Origin of the sequence: Staphylococcus rostri (assembly GCF_002902145.1) — a bacterium.
Lineage (GTDB): Bacteria > Bacillota > Bacilli > Staphylococcales > Staphylococcaceae > Staphylococcus > Staphylococcus rostri.
On record NZ_PPRF01000009.1, the window covers coordinates 1 to 20,929 of the forward strand.

The following is a 20,929-nucleotide window of genomic DNA, read 5'->3' on the forward strand; positions in this document are numbered from 1 at the left end:
CAATAGAACTATGCTGTTAATACATACTTTTTAGTTAGAAAGTTCATATAGAATTAAAATCAGGCTGTTGCAAATGTTTCATGCCAATTCAGCCTTTCCGATATGCACAATTGAATCTTTAATAGAAAATGAGATGCTTGTCCCTCTCCTGCCCAACATCTATCATTACAATCGTTAATTTTTTAATCTTCATTGTTTGTTAAATAGTCCATTTCAATTTATTACAAGAATAAACACTATTAATTTAAATAACATCAATATATTGTTTGACACTCACTGTCTATCTTTTGCGTGCGCACTTACACACTAAAAGTTGATGGGAGATTAATACTACCATTCAAATTAAGCTTGAGATTTTATATATGGCAGTAGCTGACTTACATTAAATACACTTTTACAAGCTTTTTCATGTCTAGTCATCCTTGCTGATGTGGGACAACGGAATCCTTTTAGAAAAAATGAGATTTCTATCCCACTCCCGGTTCCTTTCTAGTCAAAAAGTAACGCTTTGTTGAACAGCTCTATACAATTTTTTTACGCTCTAATATCTATATATGTTTGATCAGTAATCTATAATTTTTCGAACAATACAGCGCATACTCATCAACTGCACTTTTCAAATTTTGATAGTCAGGTTTTTAAAATAACATTCTACTTACACCCCCATTATTTTCCTAACTTTACAGACCTATCTTTTCTATATCTATAACGACAGCTTTAAACCCCGCTTCATAACAGCATCCGATTTAACGCCTTTATAATACTTTCAAATCACAAAAAAATCACTTCTTCCCATAAACTACTCTTTTATAGAAAGAAGTGATCGTTATTATTTATCTTGTTCAGCTTGCTGGCATGATTCACAAATACCGTATATTTCCATACGATGATGTGAAACGTTGAAGTTCGTTACGTGCTGTGCAAGCTGTTCAACTTCACTCAATAATGGATAGTGAAAGTCAACAATCTTACCGCATTTTTCACAAATCACGTGATAATGATTGTGCGTATCAAAGTCAAATCGACTCGATGCGTCACCATATGTTAACTCTTTAACGATGCCGATTTTTTTAAAGACTTTTAAATTGTTATAAATCGTAGCCACGCTAATATTTGGAAAATCAGGTGATAAAGATTGATAGATCTCGTCAGCAGTTGGATGTGTATCAACTTTGATGAGAAATTTTAAAATCGCTTGGCGCTGTGGTGTGATTCGTACACCTGCTTTTCTTAAAGAAGCGATCGATTCATCCAATTGATGTTCATGTTGATGATTATGTTTTTCCAATTCTGCATGCATTTTTTTCACCCGTCTTTCCAATTAATAATAATTATTACTTAACAATAATATAAGTCTTTTAGTAATATCATGTCAATATTTATACTAATATCCTTTATTAAGATCTACAACATTCTCAATTAGACTACCGTTATTGAGAAAATGTGGTAAATTGTTTTTTAATATTTGAGTTGCCTTCACTTTGTTATCTGCGCCATTACCGGTAATATGGCTTGTTAAAAAGACGTTATCTAATGTATACAACGGTGAATCCTCTGTCAATGGTTCTTCTTCAAAGACATCAAGGTAAGCTGCCCTAATCATTTTTTCTTTTAATGCTTTCACTAATACGTCTGTACTAGCAATCGTCCCTCTTCCAATGTTAATAAAGAGTGTTTCTGAGTCCATTGCTTCAAAATCATCAATTGTTAAAAGATGATACGTTTCTTTGGTTTCAGGTAACACGTTCACAACAATATCTGCTTGGCGGTATATATTGTGTCTTTCAGCCAACGGATACGTTTCGTCAAATTGCGTTACCTCATGTCCTGTAGTATTTAATCCTATTGTTTTCATGCCAAACACTTTTGCGATTTGTGCAGCACGTTGTGGGATGACGCCTGTTCCTAAAAATAAAATAGTCGTACTATCTAATGTTCTAGTGAGTCTTTTTCGATTGTACTGTTTATTTAACTGTTCCTCATACACAGCCTTTAATTGTTTAAAGTCGTCAAGGATGTAGGCGAACAACCATTCACTCAGTTGTTGTGCGTGCACGCCTTTTCCATTCGTCAACTTGATTCCACGTTCGTGCAACTTCTCTAACGGTAAGCTGTTGACCCCTGTTGCATACCACGCAATCCATTTTAAGTTTGGTGCAGCATCAATAAACGATTCATCTACCGCACCATGATATGAAATTAACACATCCATATTTTTTTGCGTTTCTACTGGTAATTCACCCGGATATTTATAAAATTCAAACGCCACTTCTGGAAATTGTTCACGTAGGCGTGCTTCTTCGTCCCCTAAACGCATTAAACTGACAACGAGCATGACTATCCCTCCAATATTTCTTTGAGTTGTGCCATTTGGTCTTTCACTTTTACTTTTTCAATGACGTCTAAGACATTTCCTTCTTCATCTAATACAAATGTTGTTCTCACGATACCCATGGATGTTTTGCCAAATGACTTTTTGAGTTGATATACCCCTATCGCTTCAGATAATTGATAATCTTCGTCAACGAGCAAATCAAAATTCAGCTGGTGTTTATTGATGAAATTTTGATGTTTGCGCTGTGAATCACCACTTACACCATACACTGCAACGTTCAAATCGTTAAAATAGGCTAAGTTATCTCTAAAGTCACATGCTTCTGTCGTACAAGTCGGTGTGTTATCACGCGGATAAAAATACAAAATCACTTTTTGACCTTTTAATGCCGCTTTTGACACCGCTTCTCCATTTTGGTTTTGTAACGTAAAATCTGGAAATTGCATCCCTTTTTGTAACATAAACATCCCTCTCTCTTGATTTCGATACAATAATGATACGATAATAAGAGAAAAGATTAAATAGAAAGAGGTCGAAGTCAAAATGGACTTTTCAAAAAGTGAACAACTTCAACAACAATCTAATGAATATATACTAGGAGGTGTCAACTCGCCTTCTAGATCGTATAAAGCAGTCGGTGGTGGCGCGCCTGTCGTTATGAAATCAGGACAAGGTGCGTATTTGTATGACGTAGATGGCAACCAATACATTGATTATTTACAAGCATACGGGCCAATCATTACTGGTCACGCCCACCCTCACATTACCAAAGCGATTCAAGAACAAGCAGCTCTTGGCGTTCTATATGGTACACCTACAGAACTTGAAATTGAATTTGCCAAAAAATTACGTGCGGCGATTCCATCTCTTGAAAAAATGCGTTTCGTCAACTCTGGTACTGAAGCAGTCATGACAACAATCCGTGTTGCACGTGCATACACAGGGCGTAACAAAATTATTAAATTCGCAGGTTGTTACCATGGACATTCTGATTTAGTGCTCGTTGCAGCTGGTAGTGGCCCTTCACAATTAGGCTCTCCTGACTCTGCCGGCGTGCCACAAAGTGTTGCGCAAGAAGTGATTACCGTTCCGTTTAATAATATCGAAGCCTTTAAAGAAGCGATGGCGCATTGGGGTGATCAAGTTGCTGGTGTCTTAGTTGAACCTATCGTTGGTAACTTTGGTATGGTAGAGCCACAGCCAGGTTTCTTAGAACAAGTCAATGACATCACGCACGAATACGGTGGTCTCGTAATTTATGATGAAGTTATCACCGCATTCCGCTTCCACTATGGTGCCGCTCAAGATCTTTTAGGTGTCTACCCTGACCTTACAGCATTCGGTAAAATTGTCGGCGGTGGCTTGCCAATCGGCGGGTACGGTGGTCGTCAAGAAATTATGGAACAAGTTGCGCCACTCGGTCCTGCCTATCAAGCGGGTACAATGGCAGGTAACCCACTGTCAATGAAAGCGGGAATCGCCTTATTAGAAGTATTAGAACAAGAAGGCGTTTATGACCGTCTTGACCGTCTTGGTGCGAAGTTAGAACAAGGTTTACAAGCGTCTATCGATAAATACAATGTGAAAGCAACAATCAACCGTGTGAAAGGTGCTTTAACCGTCTACTTTACTGATGAAAAAGTGACACACTATGACCAAGCAGATCAGTCTGATGGTGAGATGTTTGCTAAATTCTTTAAACTCATGCTGAACCAAGGTATTAATCTTGCACCTTCCAAATACGAAGCGTGGTTCTTAACAACAGAACATACAGAAGAAGATATTGATAAAACACTTGCAGCTGCAGACTATGCGTTCCAACAACTTTAACTCATAAATTTCTGATGGTTTGGCGTCTTCAATATTTGTTAGTGGAGCGTGAGACATGGGCTGGGGAACCCATAAACGGTGTCCCAAAAGCAGGATTTTCGACAGAACCGCCACGATTTCGGCATACTTTAGGAGCACTACAGAAATAACAAAGATTCTGTTGTCCCACCCCGGGCATGGCTGACTAGATGTGTAAAAGCGTATTTTCATACCAGTCAGCTATTGTCTTCTCCACGAAATCTCAAATTTAAATCGAATGTTGCTATTAATGGCCCAGCCCATCTGTATGCTTGCCATTGCTAAATGAACAAGTAGTATCTATACTATGAGTACTATCAGTTTCGTCATTCACTCTGTCTTTATGTGACTAGGCAAATTGAAATCTAAAAAGGAGCGCTGTTATTTGAAACTTGGAGCTAGAATATTAAAAACAGGTATTGCGATAATACTCGCTGTTGCTGTGGCAGGCTTATTACCTTCTGACGCTGGTATGGTTACTGTTGCTGGTATTGCTGCGGTTGTCGCAATGCAGCCAAGTGTATATCGAACTTTTAAAACCATTGTTGATCAATTTCAAGGGAACATTATCGGCGCACTGCTTGCTGTCACAATGGTCACTGTCTTTGGCAATAATATGATTATTATGGGTGCAACAGTTATTCTATTGATTGCGCTACTTTATAAAATGAATATTGCCCATGTTGCAACGTTAGCGACTGTGACTGCCTTAATTATTATGGGACAGCACGATGGCTCGTTCTATGTATCAGCCTTTTATCGCTTTACTTTGGTTATGATTGGCGTGCTCAGTTCCTTTGTCGTGAACCTGACGTTCCTACCGCCAAAGTTTGAAACGAAAATTTACTATAATTCATTGCATATTACGACTGATATTTTCAAATGGTTTAAGTTAGTACTCAACGATGCGACAGAATTTAACCATGTTAAGACGGACCTTGAAGTGTTGCGTCAACGCATTGTGAATGTAGAGCAGCTGTTGGAATATTACAAAGAAGAACGACCGTTTACGAAAAAACAAAAATATGCGCTAATCAGAAAGAAAATTTTGTTTAAAGAAATGGTGCTGTCAACGCGTGATGCATATGACGTGCTTAAACGTATGAACCGTTATCAAAATGATATGTTGAATTTGAGCGATGACTTACTACTACAGATGAAGTTAGAAATTGATGAATTGACGCAATTTCACGAGCAGATTTTGATTAGTATTACAAAAAAGGCAAAGTTCAATGTGTCGGAAACGACTGAACAAATTCCAAATCCGTTGAAGCGCGATATTATGGATGCGTTCCAAGATGAGGTCAGATTGCACCCGAATCAGCAAGCATATTCTTATCGCAATATTATGCACGTGATTTCCGCGTTGGAGGAATATCGTTATAACTTAGAACATTTGAATCGTTTAAGCATTAGTTATTTTAAATATCATGCGAACGACCCAGAAATCGATATTTTAGAAGAAGATTTTGATTTATAGAAGATAGAAAAATCCGCCCAAAATGATTATTTCGTTTTGGGCGGATTTTTTATTATAAGTTTTGAATATTGTATAGACGTTGATATGCGCCTTGTTGTTGCATTAATGCTGCATGCGTACCACTTTCAACGATTTCACCATTTTCAATCACAACAATACGGTCTGCGTGCGTAATTGTTGATAAACGGTGTGCAACAATTAATGTCGTACGATCGTGACTCAATGTATCAAGCGCTTCTTGAATAATTGCTTCACTTTCAAGGTCTAATGCGCTTGTTGCTTCATCGAGGATTAAAATCGGCGGATCGTTCAAGAAGATACGTGCAATCGATAATCTTTGTTTTTGACCACCTGATAGTTTGACACCGCGCTCCCCTACTTCTGTATCATAGCCGTTTGGTAGTGCCATAATAAAGTCATGGGCGTTTGCCATTTTAGCTGCGGCAACCACTTCTTCAAATGTTGCATCCGGACGTCCTAATAAAATATTTTCTTTTACCGTATCAGAAAATAAAATATTGTCTTGTTGAACCATACCGATTTGGCGTCTCAGACTACCAATCTCAAAGTTCTGAATTGGATGCCCTTCAATCGTAATCTCTCCGGCTGTCACATCATAAAAACGTGGAATCAGGCTGATTAACGTTGATTTACCGCCACCACTCATACCAACAAAGGCAACTGTTTCACCGTGTTGGATATCGAGACTGACGTTTTTCAAAACATCACGCTCATCTTCATTATAACGGAAAGAAATATTATGAATTCCGATATTCCCACGTTTAATTTTATATGGCTGTGCGTCCGGTAAGTTTTTAATATCATACGGTTCATCAAATAACTGGAACACACGATCCATCGATGCAAAACTTTGTGTCAATGTTGTAAATGAAGACACAAGTCGACGTAACGGTCCATAAAGTTGTTCAAGATAGCTAACAAACGCTGCCAGTGTCCCGACTGTGACATTTCCTGAAATTGCGAGATATGCGCCGTAACCGATAACGATTAATGGTCCAATATCCGTTACTGTATTGATAGCCGAGAATGAGTAGGCATTCCAGCGTGTATGACGAAATGCTTTATTTAAGAAATTCGTATTACGTTTATCAAAGTTTTTCGCTTCATTTTCTTCAATCGCAAAACTTTTAATTACTGCCATACCGTTAACACGTTCATGTAAAAAGCCTTGTGTTTCTGCTAATTTTTGTGAACGCTGACGTGTAAGTTCTCTCAAACGACCGAAGAAAAAGTAAACGGTCAAAATGTAAAATGGTAAGACGATAATTGCTGCAAGTGTCAGTTTCACATCTAAAAAGAACATGACTGATAATGCAATTGCAATCGTAATACAGTCTAACCAAATATTCATCAATCCGGTCAAAATGAAGTCTTTTGTTTGCTCAACATCATTGATGACACGAGAGATGACTTCCCCTGCTTTATTATTCGCATAGAATTTAGAGCTCAGCGCTTGTAAGTGATCATAGAGCTTTTTACGAATATCATAAAGTATTTTATTGCTCGTCCATTGCGCCATATATTGTCTTAAAAACTCAATAGGCGGACGAACGATTACGAAAATAAATGCTGCAATCCCCATTGCAATCATTAATTGTGTGTACTTATCCGAAATACTTAGTGCCCCGTTATTGATGACATCGTCAATGACATACTTGATCAATAATGGGATAAGTAACGGAATCCCAAATTTGATAATCCCTACAATAATGGTTCCGAAAATTAGCCACTTGTAAGGTTTGACAAACTCAAGATAGCGTCTAATCATGGTGTTACCTCCTGTTATTCAATTGTAATGTCATGAAATGGTTGCATTTGTATAAGACAGTAGCTGACTGAGAATACTTATCTCCATATTGCTCAAATCTAACTGCTTTTATCTCAATCCGAAACAGATGGGGGTAAAGAGTATGTATGATGACTCATCATGACATAACCCCTTACGCCCCATTTGTCGATGTTAACTATTTTTTAGTTTTTGATATCTATTGCGCCATACCTTGATAAAGTCTGGTGCGAATGGTCCTTTTTTATGTTCAATCCATTGTTGCAGGATATCAACATTTGCACGCAGTATCACATCAATATCTTTAGGATAGTTCATCTGTTGCATATGTTGTTCGTACTCATCCTCGTCTAATAGATGGTATTTTCCATTTGGATAGACCTTGATGTCTAAATCATAGTCGATGTATTTTAATGCTTCTTCATCACACACAAAAGGCGATGAGAGGTTGCAATAATAGTAGATACCATCTTCTCGAAACATGCAGATCACATTGAACCAGTATTCTGAATGAAAATAGACGATTGCAGGTTCACGTGTCACCCATGTGCGACCATCGCTCTCAGTAACAAGGGTATGATCATTGCCACCAATCACTACATCTGCTGTTCCTTTTAAAATTGTCGTTTCCGACCATACACGGTGGATACTGCCATCATGTTTGTAGGATTGAATTTTTACCGCTGTTCCCTCTTTTGGAATACACGCTTTAACCACTTGTTACACCACCATTTCATATACATAATAAGCGAATTTTCATTGTTACTGAATTATTATAGCATATAACCACAATTGACTTAATCAATCCGCTTACTGCTGCATCGCGTCATATATTTTAGACATTGGGACTGGAAATGTATAGTCATCTTTCTGTGATACCGGTATCCAGCGTTGTGTCGGTTTTTCTAAAACTTTTGTCTCTGACACGATTTTTGCGCGGAAAACTTTAATATGCCAAGTCATATGCGTAAATTGATGTTTTAAGCTGAAACTTGGTGCCTCTTCTATTACAATTGCATCGCCAAATAGTTTTTCGAGTGTCTCATGTCCAGTCTCTGCTGGATACGTTGGAAATTCCCACATACCTTTTAACAAACTGGTTGTACGTTGTTCAATTAACATCTCGCCGTGTTGATTTTCAATATAAAATGTATGTAACTGATGTTGTGTTTTTTTCAATTTTTTCGTCTTGACTGGGCGCTCTAATGTTGTACCTTTATCAAATGCTTCACAATTGGCTTGAACTGGGCAGAATAAACACAGAGGCGCTGTCGGTGTACAAATCAATGCACCTAACTCCATCATTGCCTGATTGAATGTACCTGACTCTGTTTGAACATACGGGTTGAGTGCCGCTTCATACGCTTTACGTGTCTTTTGTAGCGCTGTATCTTGTGTATCATCGTTGAGACGAGACCATACGCGAAACACATTGCCATCAACTGTCGCTAAAGGCAAATCAAACGCAATACTCATCACAGCTGCTTGTGTATACGGACCGACCCCTTTTAATGCTAAAAATGCCTCTGGGTCTTGTGGCACTTGACCTTGATGCTTTGCTACCACCTCTTTGGCAGCTGTATGAAAGTTACGCGCACGACTGTAATAGCCTAAGCCTTCCCAAAGTTTTAATACGTCATCTTCATCTGCAGCAGCTAAATCTTCAATTGTTGGAAACTGTTGAATAAAGCGTGCATAATAACTGCGCACAGTATCTACTTGTGTCTGTTGCAGCATGACTTCACTCACCCAAATATAGTAAGGATTTTTCGTCTCACGCCACGGCATTTGTCGCTGATTCGTATCAAACCACGATACAAGTGCCTCTTTAAATGTCTCTTCAAAATACATAAAAGTCTCCTTCTTGTCATAGTAAATAGTTTAGTTCATACAAATTATCCCTTATAATTAAATTACAAATTAAGTAAGATTGAAATGAGTGAGATAAATGGATACAGCTACACATATCGCAATGGGTGTCAGTTTGACAGCACTTGCAACAACTGATCCAGCACTTGCAAATAACTTTGCAGCGACAGCTACTGTTATTATTGCAGGTTCTTTAATTCCCGATATAGATACTGTACTAAAATTTAAAAATAACGCAACCTATATTACCCACCATAGAGGGATCACACATTCAATTCCTTTTACCCTACTATGGCCATTATTAATTACGTTTATAACTTATATATTTTTCACCGGCGTATCACCTTTACACATTTGGCTTTGGGCGCAGTTAGCCGTCGCCCTTCACGTGTTCGTTGACATCTTTAATTCATACGGCACACAGGCATTACGCCCTTTCTCAAATAAATGGATTCAGCTGAGTGTCATTAACACGTTTGATCCTATTATTTTTACCATTCTATTGATAGCCATCGCAGTTTGGGCAATGGGCGTTCACCCGTATATGGTGTTCGGTCCTGTTTTATCGCTATTCGTTTGCTACTATATTCTGCGCTTTAAAATGCGAAGTTGGCTCAAAAAACAAGCGCTCAATCAAGTGCAACATCTCGGCAAACCAACCAAAGTGTTCATCGCACCAACGATTCGTTTCATGCAGTGGCGTATTGCTATCCAAACGGAACAACACGATTACGTTGGACGTAGTTATGGTAGAAACATCGTGTTTAGCGATAAAGTCAAACGTCAGCCGCTTCCAGATATTGATATAATGAAACCTGTAAGACGTGATCCAAATATCCGCGCGTTCTTAAACTTTTCATCTATTTATCGTTGGCATATTGAACATATTGATGACCATACAATGGAACTACGCCTGATTGATTTACGTTATTTAAAAAATGGCCATTATCAATTTGTCGCCATTGCACACTTAGACAATGACCTCGAAGTTCTTCACTCATACACTGGCTGGGTATTTAGTGAAGACAAGTTAATGAAAAAACTCTATGCACACTAGCTTTTTAAAATATAGAAATCCCGACACACTTCCGAATTGAGAAGGTATCGGGATTTTTTATTGATTAGACGTTAGCTGTCTCATCTTCTGTAGCTGTTTGTTGCGTATTCGTATGCTCATTCGGTTTTAGTTGTGTGACGTAATCTCTTAAGGCAAAGCTAAAGACGACCATCAGCCCCATAAAGCATAAAAAGTATAAATGATAACCGAGATGATTGAGTGCATCATGCCCTACAATAACTGATTGCTGCATGCCATTTACCAAGTAGTAAAATGGGTTCAGCATCAGTAAATGCGTGACAAGGCTTGTTGTATTGTTCGGGATGTACAGCACCGGTACAAGCACAAATAACACGGCGGATACAATATAGAATATGCGATCTAATTTAGGATATAACATATAGATAACACCGAGTAAAAATGACAGTGTCACGATAAAAAACATACTCATCAAACTATAAAATATAATACCCATCCATGTTGTCTCTGTGTTTATCGATTTCAACCATGTCATCACAATCATCAACGCAAATAATGCGACGCTGTAAAATGCACCTGATAATACGACGTGTAAAAATGGGCTACTATTAAAGTGTCGTGTGACGTAGTAATCTCTTGGAAAGAAACGATAGTTGTTATAAATCGCCACCCAAATCACCGCAAAAGTCACAATACCTGTGAGACGATAGTGAACGGCAATTTGTGTAACATCTACAGTACCTAATAGCTTGAAAATTACAGTTGTTAAAACCATCAACAAACTACTAATCAGTATTGTCATGAGCACCCAACGTCTATGCATTTTGACGCGATATAGTGCATAGCGCAAAAATCGAGGTATTTCATGAAAAAAACGTATGAAGCTCTCTATCACGGACGCTCACCTACAATTCTATAAAAATCCATTGATGTGCTTTAAAATCAGCAATATAGTAGCCCGCTTCAGTTTTAGCTACCCAAAAGTCATCATCAATGTTAAATTTCTCTTTTAATTGCTCTTCTTTCACAATTGGAAATTGATAACCGATTAACTTGTTTTGATCATCAAATAACATCGCAATCGGTTGTTCTAAAATCGGTTCAACATAGCGATTTTTCTTTTCAGGAACGAGTGTTTCATTCACTGTACGATGTGATTTGTGTAGTTCACCATTAAAATAGTCAACATAGTTAATGTAATTATTCTTCATAAATGGCGCTAACGTTTCTCTCTCAACATCGTTATATAATGCTGCCGGATTCACATAATAGAACTTTTCTTTCGGCACACTATACGTTTCACCATTCAACGTTACACGATATTTACGCTTGTTTTCCCCCGTAATTGTCGCAACTGTATGATACGGTATTTTTACTTCATTACCCTTCTTCTGTATAGGCGCAAGTGTCGCTTCTTGTGATGTCACGATACCATATGCTAACTTTTCAACATATTGGTCTTCTGCTTGCTCAGTCAGTCCATTTCGCGATGTAAATTGTGACGTATCTAACTTACCTAAGTCATTAAAAATAAACAGTCCTGACACAACCATACCTGCAAGAAAAATGGCTGTCCACGTCCATATACGAGACAAAAATACTGGCGGCTTCGCATGATGATAACGCTCAATACGTTTAAAGTTATACGTTAACTCCGGCATTCTCGAACGATTGCGCTTCCAGTCTTCATCAAAATGTTCTAACGCCTCTGGTGACTCAATACTTTTTCTGTCTTGTTCATGACGTTCAAACGCTGGTACGACTTGCTTAACGAAGCCTTCCATGCGCAATTGGCCATGTGATATCCACGCAATATAGTTGCTGACAGCTTTAATTTTTGAAATATCGTTATCTATCGCAATCCATGTTAAACCATCGTTAACGTACTCCGTCACCATCGTCTTTGCTTTTTCAAAAAAGTCGGCATCTAAATAAGAAAGTAAGTGACTTAATATAATAATTTCCGCATTGGACGAACGCGCTAAACTGAACATGAGTTGTGCATACTGTTCATCAGTCAAGTTACGCACGAGCTCATATTTATGATCTGCCAAATGTGCATACTTAATAACTTGTATGACTTTATGCTCTGGCACTTCGTCTTCATACAACTGAATGACATCATTCACATAATCGATGACTTTCACTTGTTCAACTGTTTTCTGGTTCATATTCGCATAAAACAAAGACGCCTTACGCACAACGCGTCCTTTATCAGGCGGAACTGTCCCTGCAAGTATTTCACCAACTAATGATTTAGATGAGGCAGGTTCACCAATAATACCGAGCGCTTCTCCTTGATAGATATGTAATGAAATATTGTTCAATTCAATATCTTCAGGTTGATAGCTAAAGGGCTTAAGCACATTCTGCTTCTTTTGGTTGCGGTAATAGTGTGTAACGTTGATCATCTTCAACACAATTGCATTACTCATCTGCGTAAACCCCTTCTATAATTTTAATAAAGAGAGCGGCAAGCCTTCTTCAAAGCGAACACTATTAATACGGTAACCCCATGCAAATACACCTTTTAGACGTTCTACTTTGAAATGGTCTTCCGAACCGTCTTGAAGCGGATAAATTTTACCAATTTCAATCGTCTCGGGATCTACCAAATAGCTTTCCGCAATCACTACTTTGTTTTGGTATACATCATATTCATTCATAATACCATTCATTTCAGCTTTGCGCATTTTTTCTTTATATGTCTGTATTTCATGAAAAATTTCTTGGCGATTCATCTCACTTAGACGTTTATTATTCATCTTCAATACCACTCTCTCTTAGTTTTCGTTGGACGTCGTCATATGTATAACCTTTTCGCATTAAAGCCTCGATTGTTTTCATCGTCAATTGACGTCCGTCATAGCGTTTTCGATATTTATTATAAAATTTCTCTAGATCTCGTTGCAATAAGTTATCGATGATTTCTGGGTCTTGTTCAAAATCTAATGCATCGATAACCGCATTGATCGTCTCAAGTTGATAACCTTTCTGCATCAGTCCTTGTTGCACTTGTTGTCTCACTTTAGCAACCGGCCCCTTTTTTTGACGGACAATCTTTTCCGCCACTTGATAAATCTGATCAAAGGATTGTTCAGCGACATACTGTTCAACACCCGCTTCAATCAATGGTCTTTCGATCCCTGCTTTATAGAGCTTTTGGCGAAAGATTTCCGGCCCTTTATCTGTTGTACGCAACATCGTATTTTTTAGGCTCTCAACATAATCTTCATGATCAATGAGTCCGAGCCTTTCACAGTAAGCAATCGCTTCAGCAATAACTGTCTCTGAATAGTCTTTGTCAGCTAAATGCTTTTCAATTTCATGACGGGTACGTTTACGATGTGATAAATAATGCAGTGCTTGATTGTTCGCTTGTTGTTGATATTCACGCGCAAGGATACGCTCTAATTGTGCGTCATCAACACGATCGCCCTTTTTTAAGTTAAATGCAACGAGCGTGTCTATAGAAATACCTGCTTTAAATTCGCCGTCTATGTACAAGTTGAATCGTTCTTGATCTTTCTTCTGAACTTCAATTTTTGAAATAACTGACATTTGTCCCCCTCCAATCCACTAGCTTATCTTATGTACTTATTATAAGTGAATTTGAAATATGTTGAAAACAACTGATACGCATTTCTGTGAATTCGTCAAAAAATCCCACTCGACCATGTCGTAACATGAGTTTGCGTGGGATTGTATTGCGACTGATTATTGACCGTCTAGTTGTTGTAACGCCTTAATGTATTGCGCTTCCGTAATATAATTTTGTTGTTTCATTTTTTCTAAAGTCATTTTCGTACGGTTAATAAATGATGCCGACATATTATTCACATTGTAAACAGAGGGTGCATTCACTTTACTTGCTAAAATCGCACTCTGCAATACTGTGATTTGTGGCAAATTCGTATTGTTAATATTCGTTGTCGTACCAAAGTAATAATTCGCAGCTGACTCAATCGTATAACTGCTATCTCCAAAAAAGATATTATTTAAGTAATAACTCAGAATTTCATCTTTGTCATACTCATCTTCAACTCGCCATGCGACAAACATTTCCTTCAGCTTACGTGTTACAGTTTGCTGATTGTCATAATAATAATTCTTTACCAACTGTTGCGTAATTGTACTGCCGCCTTGTAAACGATCTGGATCTTTAATTGATGTGAAAATAGCACGGATACTCCCTCTAAAATCAACGCCATGATGATCATAAAAACGTCTATCTTCCACGGCAACAAATGCACCCTTCGTATAGCTCGGCATATATTCACCATCCACATACGTTGCTTTCTGTTCAATTTGTACTAAGTCAGAAACATCTGCGCGCTGTGCCAAGAAAAACATCAATCCTACAAATAAAATGGCACAAATCAAGATACCAAAAAGGGTTGAGCGAAAAATGCGTCTTGGTCGTCGCTTGCTTGGTGGCGTTCCTACCGGTCGATAATACGTGTTATAACGCGGTTCGTTTGGCTGTTCTTGCTGCATTTGGCGAATTCGGTCAGATCTTCTCATGCATGATGACCTACTTTCTCTAGTCTTATTAATGTGAGTTTATCAAGTATTGCGCTTTTAATCTATACTATTTGTATAAAATCAGTCCCAAGCATGAGTGTTATAATCGCTAAAAATTGGGTATACAGTAAGCAGTCTTATTTTGAGAAAGGAAGTATGTCATATGGCAAAAGTAAAAGCAAACATGGGATTGATTCGTGCATTAGAAGCTTGGGATATCGATCATGTCTACGGTATTCCTGGTGACTCTATCGATGCAGTCGTTGATGGATTGAAGACGGTAGAATCAACAATTAAGTTTGTACATGTACGCCATGAAGAAGTTGCAAGTCTTTCAGCTGCAGCTTATACAAAATTAACAGGTAAAATCGGTGTCGCACTCGGTATTGGTGGTCCCGGCGCAATTCATCTTTTAAATGGTATGTATGACGCCAAAATGGATAACGTGCCACAACTGATTCTTGCAGGACAAGCAGACAGTGACAAACTTGGTACAAAAGCATTCCAAGAAGTTGACTTACCACACTTATTTGAAGATGTTGCAGTCTACAACTATCAATTGAAAGACAGTGACGCACCACGCATTTTTGATATTGTGGATGAAGCGATTCGTACCGCATACCGTAAAAATGGTGTCGCTGTATTAACATTACCTAATAATATTTTGAACACTAAAATTGACGCACAGTTTCCAGATCAAGTCGATCGTACAATTGATACCCCTCAACCAGCGCCAGCACATCAAATTGAACAAGCAGCTGCGTTACTCAATAAAAGTAAAAAACCTGTCGTGCTTGTTGGTCTTGGCGCGAAACATGCGAAAGACGAAGTGAAGGCGTTTATTGAAAAAGCGAAAATACCAACAATGGTCACATTACCAGCGAAAACAGTCGTTGGCGATGATCATCCATATAACTTAGGTAATATCGGTAAGATTGGTACAAAACCATCCTACCAAGCAATGCAAAATGCCGACTTGCTTATTATGATTGGTACCAACTATCCTTACGTGGATTACCTACCTAAAAAAGATATTGCGGCAATTCAAATCGATCGTGATACAAATGCAATTGGTCATCGTTTTAATATCGATGCCCCTATCGTTGGCGATACAAAGTTAGCATTACAAGCATTGAATGACGCAATTGATCCAGTTGAGAAACGACCATTCTTGAACGAAATGCTCGAACATAAAAAAACTTGGGAGCAATGGATGCAAGAAGATCGTGCGAACACTGGCGAACCAATTCGTCCAGAACGCTTAATGGATGCGATTAATAAAGTGATCACACCAAATACAGTTGTTGCAGCAGATGTAGGTACTTCAACTGTTTGGTCAACACGTTATTTAAATTTAGGCGTAAATAACCACTTTATTATTTCAAGCTGGCTCGGTACAATGGGTTGCGCCCTTCCGACTGCCATTGCTTCTCGAATCGCATTTCCTGAGCGACCAGTTATCGCAATCTCCGGTGACGGTGCATTTGAAATGATTATGCAAGACTTTGCGACAGCTGTTCAGTATCGTATGCCAATGGTAATCTTTGTATTGAACAACCAAGAATTATCGTTTATTAAATACGAACAACAAGCTGCCGGTGAATTGGAATACGGTATTTCATTTAGCGATATGGACTTTGCGAAGTTTGCTGAAATTTGTGGTGGTATCGGTTATACATTAAAAGACCCAGCAGATGTAGATGCCATTGTACAAACCGCTGTACAACAACACAAACCAGTTATCGTTAATGTTTATGTTGATCCGAACGCTGCACCACTTCCAGGTAAAATTGTGCCTGAAGAAGCGAAAAACTATGCAAAATGGGCATACCGTAGTTTAACAGAAGATGGCAAACTCGCATTAGATGAAATGCCACCTATGTCAACAGCTGCAAAACGTTTCTTATAATTGATATATACAAGGCAGATACACTTCATGATTTACGTAAGGGTATCTGCCTTTTTATACACTTTTATTATATTGAATCATTGATTTACTCATATATTCATTTATAATAAGGTTATGTAATTTTTTAGGTCTTATTATATGGTATGGAGGGGTTTATCAATGAAATTCACAAATCTTACAGAGGATGAATATGCACAGTTTGTTAACGAACGACCGAGTCATTTTACACAGTCTGTGCAACGTTATCAAGCGGACAGCAATACATATCTTGTGGGGGTCAAAGATGATGAAGGGAATGTAATTGCTGCATGTTTATTAACTGCATCACGCACACTAAAGTTTTTCAAATATTTTTATACACAACGTGGACCTGTCATGGACTTTCAAAACACAGCACTTGTCCACTTTTTCTTTAAAAACTTGACTAAATACTTAAAGAAACTAGGTGGCCTTTACGTTCGTGTCGATCCTTATGTTGTTTTAAATAAAAGAACTGCAGACGGTGAAATTGTAACATCATATGATCATCGTGCTTGGTTTAATACAATGGAACAACTAGGATACACACATCAGGGCTATACAACTGGTATTCCGAAAGTCAGTCAAGTACGCTGGTTATCCGTATTAGATATGCAAGGTAAAGCCCCTGATCAAATATTAAAAGAAATGGATTATCAAACACGTCGTAATATTAAAAAGACGTATGAAATGGGTGTTAAAGTCCGTACACTTTCCATTGATGAAACAGATCGTTTTTATAAGCTCAATCAAATGGCTGAAGAGAAGCACAATTTTACATTCCGCAACTTTGAATTCTTTAAAAATATCCAAAGAATCTACGGCGATAACATCACTTTAAAACTCGCCTATATTGATTTGAATGAATATAAACAAGAATTGACAACAAAGCTCGCTAATTTAGAAAATGACTATCAAGAAATTCAAGAGAAATTGGCAGAAAGTCCAAACTCGAAAAAGAATAAGACGAAAGCAACGCAACTGACACAACAATTACAGAGCACACAACGTAAATTAGATGATACGGATGCATTAATCGCTTCAGACGGTCCAATTTTAGACTTGGCAGCTGCTGTATTTATTTTCAATCACTATGAAATGTATTACTTATCTAGTGGATCGAATCCTAAATATAATGCGTATATGGGCGCGTATCGTTTACAGTGGGAAATGATGAACTTTGCCAAAGAGCGCAATATCGATCGCTATAACTTCTATGGTATTACTGGCGTATTTAACGAAACAGCAGATGACTATGGCGTACAACAATTCAAAAAAGGCTTTAATGCGCATGTAGAAGAATATGTCGGTGACTTTATTAAACCATTGCGTCCACTACTCTATCGCTTGGTTAATAGATAATAATGAGATTCACGTCTCACGCCTCTAACAAAACAAATTATCAGCAACTAAAAAGAACACTTTATGACTGAAAACATCGCGTCATAAAGTGTTCTTTTTAAATATTATTGAAGTTGATTTTTGATTTCTCGGTTGAAGTCATCTAAATCATCTGGTGTTCTACTTGTGACGATGTTGCGATCTACCACTACTGATTGATCTACAACTGTTGCACCAGCATTTTCTAAGTCTTTACGAACGTTTAATACTGCAGTTACGGTTCTATTTGTAAGCGCATCTGTATCGATTAAAATTTGTGGGCCATGACAAATAGCAAATACTGGTAAGTCTGCTGTCATAAAGTGTGACGCAAATTTGCCGTAACGCCCTTCCGCATCACCACGTAAATGGTCAGGTGAGAAGCCACCAGGTAATAATAACGCATCATAATCTTCTGGTTTAGCATCTGCAATTGCAACATCAGCGACAGCTTTTTCACCGTGCTTACCGTTAATTGTTGCACCTTGTGTATCACCAATAATCACAACTTTGTGACCTGCTGATTCAATGGCTTCTGCTGGACTTGTTAACTCAATATCTTCAAACTCGTCTGCTAATAATACAGCTACTTGTTTCGTCATAATGATTCACCTTTCCTTTATCAATTGTGCTTACTGTTTAGCCATATCCGTTCAGTTTTAAACATGAATATGTAAATTTTTTTATTAATGACGTAATTGATTTACTTTTTCTTCTAATTGATCTAACAATGCAATCCATTCATCAATATCTGCAACTTCTACCTCATCTGGATTGACGTGTGACATTTCTTCAATAAACTGTGATAATCGTTCTTTTACTTGATTAATTGTTTGTGGCTCTTTCATCCTCATTAAATCTCCTTTATAATAGCGTTGTACTTTTATCATGTGTTTTAATCTTGAGAGTGCGACAATACCATCTTTCTGCCACTCCCATCTTTAACTCATTTATCTATATCATATCAAATACACATACAATTTAAAAATGAGGAGTTTTTTACGTGATATTAACAAATAAACAACCGATCTCTATCCATAACGACCCGTGGGAAGCATATCGTGATATTGAACAACATGGTCAATTGACATTGAGTAATGTTGAGTTCACGACGACAAACCTATGTAATATGCGCTGTAGTCACTGTGCTGTTGGGTATACGCTTCAAACGAGAGATCCCGATCCTCTACCGATGTCTTTAATCTTACAACGACTCGATGAAATCCCGACACTTCGCACCATCTCAATTACAGGTGGCGAACCTATGTTTTCAAAAAAATCAATTCGTGAAGTTGTTAAACCACTTTTACAATATGCGAAACGCCGTGGCATTTACGTTCAAATGAATTCCAACTTAACGCTCCCCCTCGAACGTTATTTAGATATTGCTGAATACATTGATGTGATGCATATTTCACACAACTGGGGAACGATTGATACGTTTACAGAAGTCGGCTTTGGTGCGATGGAGAAAAAGCCACCACTAGCAGCACGTACGCGTTTATTTGAACAAATGTTAAACAATGCGCAAACGTTAAGTGAACAAGGGATGTTTGTATCCGCTGAAACGATGTTGAATCGTCAAACTGCGCCGTATCTTGAAAAAATTCATAAAGAAGTCGTAGATACGATGAAATGTCAACGTCATGAAATTCATCCAATGTATCCGGCTGATTTTGCCAGTCAACTTGAAGTATTGTCACTCGCTGAGATGAAAGAGAAAATCAATCATCTTCTTGATATACGTGACCCAAATGTTTGGATGCTTTTTGGAACGTTGCCGATTTTCCCTTGTCTTCAAGATGACAAAGATGCGGCATTGCGTGAACGTTTACTCACTACACCAAATGTGTCACTGCGTAATGACCCTGACGGTCGTAGTCGCTTAAATGTTAACGTCTTTACGGGGAATGTCATTGTGACAGACTTTGGTGACGAGACAGGGACATTGGCGAACATTCAGCATGACAAATTAACAGATGTATTCTCAAAATGGTTATCGTCTCCGTTATCGGAATCGATTAACTGTCACTGTCCGCATTTCGAGTGTCTTGGACCGAACTTGCTTGTGAAAAATATGTATTATCCAAATGAATACTTTAAAGTGCTTGAACGTCAAATGCACCAAAAATATCATCAGTCAAAATAAGAAAAAGCCGCTATTTCTCAACCTAATTTATTGAGATAGCGGCTTATTTTTATAAGTTATCTTTATTGATTTCTGCTAAAAATTGTAGTGTCTTTTTACTTTCTTCACGACGTTCTTTGCGGCGTTTGACACGTGCTTCACCCGACTCGTGGAACCAGCGTTCGACATCTGCCTCCGGATAAACTTCCGCAACGGGTGTCGGCTTACCCGCTTCATCTAAAGCAACAAAAGTTAAAAAGCTCAATGCTGCAAGATGGTGTTCGCCTTTGTACAGGTCTTCTATCATAATCTGTACACACACTTCCATTGATGATTTGCCTGCATACGTCACCATCGCAATGTATGTGACAATATCACCATTTTTAATTGGACGTAAAAAGTCTACGGAGTCTGTAGATGCTGTTACGACCGTATTGTTTGCATGTTTCATCGCACAAATGGCTGCAATTTCATCAATATTCGCCATCAATGTCCCGCCAAACAAAGTTCCCAAATGATTCGTATCTTGCGGGAATACTTGTCGTGACTTATACGTCTTTGATTCTTTCATTGATTTTCTATTTACTGTCATTAG

At 38.1% G+C, this 20,929-nt stretch carries 20 protein-coding genes; 6 read left to right on the forward strand and 14 right to left on the reverse strand.

All coding sequences use genetic code 11. From position 1 onward, the window contains the following. Positions 1 to 829: 829 nt before the first annotated feature. From perR to bcp, 3 genes are all read right to left on the reverse strand, one after another. Positions 830 to 1,300 (reverse strand): peroxide-responsive transcriptional repressor PerR, encoded by a 471-nt coding sequence (gene perR, locus CD122_RS00890; protein ID WP_103357141.1) that lies wholly within the window; start codon positions 1,298 to 1,300, stop codon positions 830 to 832. Positions 1,301 to 1,384: 84 nt separating this feature from the next. Next, a complete protein-coding gene (locus tag CD122_RS00895; RefSeq protein ID WP_103357142.1) occupies positions 1,385 to 2,335 on the reverse strand; it encodes a phosphoglycerate dehydrogenase in 951 nt (316 codons plus the stop codon). A 2-nt stretch (positions 2,336 to 2,337) separates the two neighbouring features. Beyond that, on the reverse strand, positions 2,338 to 2,796 hold the full coding sequence (gene bcp / locus CD122_RS00900) for a thioredoxin-dependent thiol peroxidase (protein WP_103357143.1): 459 nt from the start codon (positions 2,794 to 2,796) through the stop codon (positions 2,338 to 2,340). A gap of 82 nt (positions 2,797 to 2,878) precedes the next feature. Here bcp and CD122_RS00905 point away from each other — a divergent pair, with 82 nt between their 5' ends. Both CD122_RS00905 and CD122_RS00910 read left to right on the forward strand, forming a co-directional pair. Continuing rightward, positions 2,879 to 4,165 (forward strand): glutamate-1-semialdehyde 2,1-aminomutase, encoded by a 1,287-nt coding sequence (locus CD122_RS00905; protein WP_103357144.1) that lies wholly within the window; start codon positions 2,879 to 2,881, stop codon positions 4,163 to 4,165. Positions 4,166 to 4,568: 403 nt separating this feature from the next. Beyond that, positions 4,569 to 5,663, forward strand: a complete 1,095-nt coding sequence (locus tag CD122_RS00910) for an FUSC family protein (protein ID WP_103357145.1) — start codon at positions 4,569 to 4,571, stop codon at positions 5,661 to 5,663. A 52-nt stretch (positions 5,664 to 5,715) separates the two neighbouring features. Here CD122_RS00910 and CD122_RS00915 read toward each other — a convergent pair whose 3' ends face one another. From CD122_RS00915 to mutY, 3 genes are all read right to left on the reverse strand, one after another. Beyond that, positions 5,716 to 7,452, reverse strand: coding sequence for an ABC transporter ATP-binding protein (locus tag CD122_RS00915; protein WP_103357146.1), 1,737 nt, complete (start codon positions 7,450 to 7,452; stop codon positions 5,716 to 5,718). 192 nt (positions 7,453 to 7,644) lie between these two features. Next, complete coding sequence (ntdP, locus tag CD122_RS00920; RefSeq protein WP_103357147.1) at positions 7,645 to 8,187, reverse strand: nucleoside tri-diphosphate phosphatase; 543 nt, start codon at positions 8,185 to 8,187, stop codon at positions 7,645 to 7,647. 93 nt (positions 8,188 to 8,280) lie between these two features. Continuing rightward, positions 8,281 to 9,321, reverse strand: a complete 1,041-nt coding sequence (gene mutY / locus CD122_RS00925; protein WP_103357148.1) for an A/G-specific adenine glycosylase — start codon at positions 9,319 to 9,321, stop codon at positions 8,281 to 8,283. 97 nt (positions 9,322 to 9,418) lie between these two features. Here mutY and CD122_RS00930 point away from each other — a divergent pair, with 97 nt between their 5' ends. After that, a complete protein-coding gene (locus CD122_RS00930) occupies positions 9,419 to 10,396 on the forward strand; it encodes a metal-dependent hydrolase (protein ID WP_103357149.1) in 978 nt (325 codons plus the stop codon). A 64-nt stretch (positions 10,397 to 10,460) separates the two neighbouring features. Here CD122_RS00930 and CD122_RS00935 read toward each other — a convergent pair whose 3' ends face one another. The 5 genes from CD122_RS00935 to sgtB form a co-directional block, all read right to left on the reverse strand. After that, positions 10,461 to 11,150, reverse strand: coding sequence for a teichoic acid translocation permease (locus CD122_RS00935; RefSeq protein ID WP_240624098.1), 690 nt, complete (start codon positions 11,148 to 11,150; stop codon positions 10,461 to 10,463). Between the two features lie 130 nt (positions 11,151 to 11,280). Then, the gene (locus CD122_RS00940) at positions 11,281 to 12,810 is read right to left on the reverse strand and encodes an ATP-binding cassette domain-containing protein (protein ID WP_103357151.1); all 1,530 of its coding nucleotides are present in this window, start codon (positions 12,808 to 12,810) and stop codon (positions 11,281 to 11,283) included. Between the two features lie 15 nt (positions 12,811 to 12,825). Further along, positions 12,826 to 13,140, reverse strand: coding sequence for a YfhH family protein (locus tag CD122_RS00945; RefSeq protein ID WP_103357152.1), 315 nt, complete (start codon positions 13,138 to 13,140; stop codon positions 12,826 to 12,828). Beyond that, entirely contained in the window at positions 13,133 to 13,936 is an 804-nt protein-coding gene (gene recX / locus CD122_RS00950) for a recombination regulator RecX (protein ID WP_103357153.1), read from the reverse strand. The genes CD122_RS00945 and recX overlap by 8 nt, the downstream gene beginning before the upstream one ends. Positions 13,937 to 14,092: 156 nt before the next feature. Then, positions 14,093 to 14,899 (reverse strand): monofunctional peptidoglycan glycosyltransferase SgtB, encoded by an 807-nt coding sequence (gene sgtB / locus CD122_RS00955; RefSeq protein ID WP_103357154.1) that lies wholly within the window; start codon positions 14,897 to 14,899, stop codon positions 14,093 to 14,095. Between the two features lie 163 nt (positions 14,900 to 15,062). On the opposite strand from sgtB, the gene CD122_RS00960 reads away from it, so the two are divergent. Further along, positions 15,063 to 16,808 (forward strand): pyruvate oxidase, encoded by a 1,746-nt coding sequence (locus CD122_RS00960; protein ID WP_103357155.1) that lies wholly within the window; start codon positions 15,063 to 15,065, stop codon positions 16,806 to 16,808. Between the two features lie 159 nt (positions 16,809 to 16,967). Beyond that, positions 16,968 to 18,188, forward strand: coding sequence for an aminoacyltransferase (locus CD122_RS00965; protein WP_103357156.1), 1,221 nt, complete (start codon positions 16,968 to 16,970; stop codon positions 18,186 to 18,188). A gap of 104 nt (positions 18,189 to 18,292) precedes the next feature. Here CD122_RS00965 and CD122_RS00970 read toward each other — a convergent pair whose 3' ends face one another. Continuing rightward, positions 18,293 to 18,808 (reverse strand): type 1 glutamine amidotransferase domain-containing protein, encoded by a 516-nt coding sequence (locus CD122_RS00970; RefSeq protein WP_103357157.1) that lies wholly within the window; start codon positions 18,806 to 18,808, stop codon positions 18,293 to 18,295. A gap of 84 nt (positions 18,809 to 18,892) precedes the next feature. After that, entirely contained in the window at positions 18,893 to 19,054 is a 162-nt protein-coding gene (locus tag CD122_RS11855; protein WP_095117373.1) for an SE1561 family protein, read from the reverse strand. A gap of 155 nt (positions 19,055 to 19,209) precedes the next feature. Here CD122_RS11855 and yfkAB point away from each other — a divergent pair, with 155 nt between their 5' ends. After that, entirely contained in the window at positions 19,210 to 20,355 is a 1,146-nt protein-coding gene (gene yfkAB, locus CD122_RS00975) for a radical SAM/CxCxxxxC motif protein YfkAB (RefSeq protein ID WP_103357158.1), read from the forward strand. A 49-nt stretch (positions 20,356 to 20,404) separates the two neighbouring features. Here yfkAB and CD122_RS00980 read toward each other — a convergent pair whose 3' ends face one another. Continuing rightward, on the reverse strand, positions 20,405 to 20,926 hold the full coding sequence (locus CD122_RS00980) for an acyl-CoA thioesterase (RefSeq protein ID WP_103357159.1): 522 nt from the start codon (positions 20,924 to 20,926) through the stop codon (positions 20,405 to 20,407). Between the last annotated feature and the right edge of the window lie 3 nt (positions 20,927 to 20,929).

Coding starts and splice junctions, on each gene's coding strand:
- perR (WP_103357141.1), bottom strand. CDS start 1,300: ATGCATGCAGAATTGGAAAAACATAATCATCAACATGAACATCAATTG.
- CD122_RS00895 (WP_103357142.1), bottom strand. CDS start 2,335: ATGCTCGTTGTCAGTTTAATGCGTTTAGGGGACGAAGAAGCACGCCTA.
- bcp (WP_103357143.1), bottom strand. CDS start 2,796: ATGTTACAAAAAGGGATGCAATTTCCAGATTTTACGTTACAAAACCAA.
- CD122_RS00905 (WP_103357144.1), top strand. CDS start 2,879: ATGGACTTTTCAAAAAGTGAACAACTTCAACAACAATCTAATGAATAT.
- CD122_RS00915 (WP_103357146.1), bottom strand. CDS start 7,452: ATGATTAGACGCTATCTTGAGTTTGTCAAACCTTACAAGTGGCTAATT.
- mutY (WP_103357148.1), bottom strand. CDS start 9,321: ATGTATTTTGAAGAGACATTTAAAGAGGCACTTGTATCGTGGTTTGAT.
- CD122_RS00930 (WP_103357149.1), top strand. CDS start 9,419: ATGGATACAGCTACACATATCGCAATGGGTGTCAGTTTGACAGCACTT.
- CD122_RS00935 (WP_240624098.1), bottom strand. CDS start 11,150: ATGGTTTTAACAACTGTAATTTTCAAGCTATTAGGTACTGTAGATGTT.
- CD122_RS00940 (WP_103357151.1), bottom strand. CDS start 12,810: ATGAGTAATGCAATTGTGTTGAAGATGATCAACGTTACACACTATTAC.
- CD122_RS00945 (WP_103357152.1), bottom strand. CDS start 13,140: ATGAATAATAAACGTCTAAGTGAGATGAATCGCCAAGAAATTTTTCAT.
- recX (WP_103357153.1), bottom strand. CDS start 13,936: ATGTCAGTTATTTCAAAAATTGAAGTTCAGAAGAAAGATCAAGAACGA.
- sgtB (WP_103357154.1), bottom strand. CDS start 14,899: ATGAGAAGATCTGACCGAATTCGCCAAATGCAGCAAGAACAGCCAAAC.
- CD122_RS00960 (WP_103357155.1), top strand. CDS start 15,063: ATGGCAAAAGTAAAAGCAAACATGGGATTGATTCGTGCATTAGAAGCT.
- CD122_RS00965 (WP_103357156.1), top strand. CDS start 16,968: ATGAAATTCACAAATCTTACAGAGGATGAATATGCACAGTTTGTTAAC.
- CD122_RS00970 (WP_103357157.1), bottom strand. CDS start 18,808: ATGACGAAACAAGTAGCTGTATTATTAGCAGACGAGTTTGAAGATATT.
- CD122_RS11855 (WP_095117373.1), bottom strand. CDS start 19,054: ATGAAAGAGCCACAAACAATTAATCAAGTAAAAGAACGATTATCACAG.
- CD122_RS00980 (WP_103357159.1), bottom strand. CDS start 20,926: ATGACAGTAAATAGAAAATCAATGAAAGAATCAAAGACGTATAAGTCA.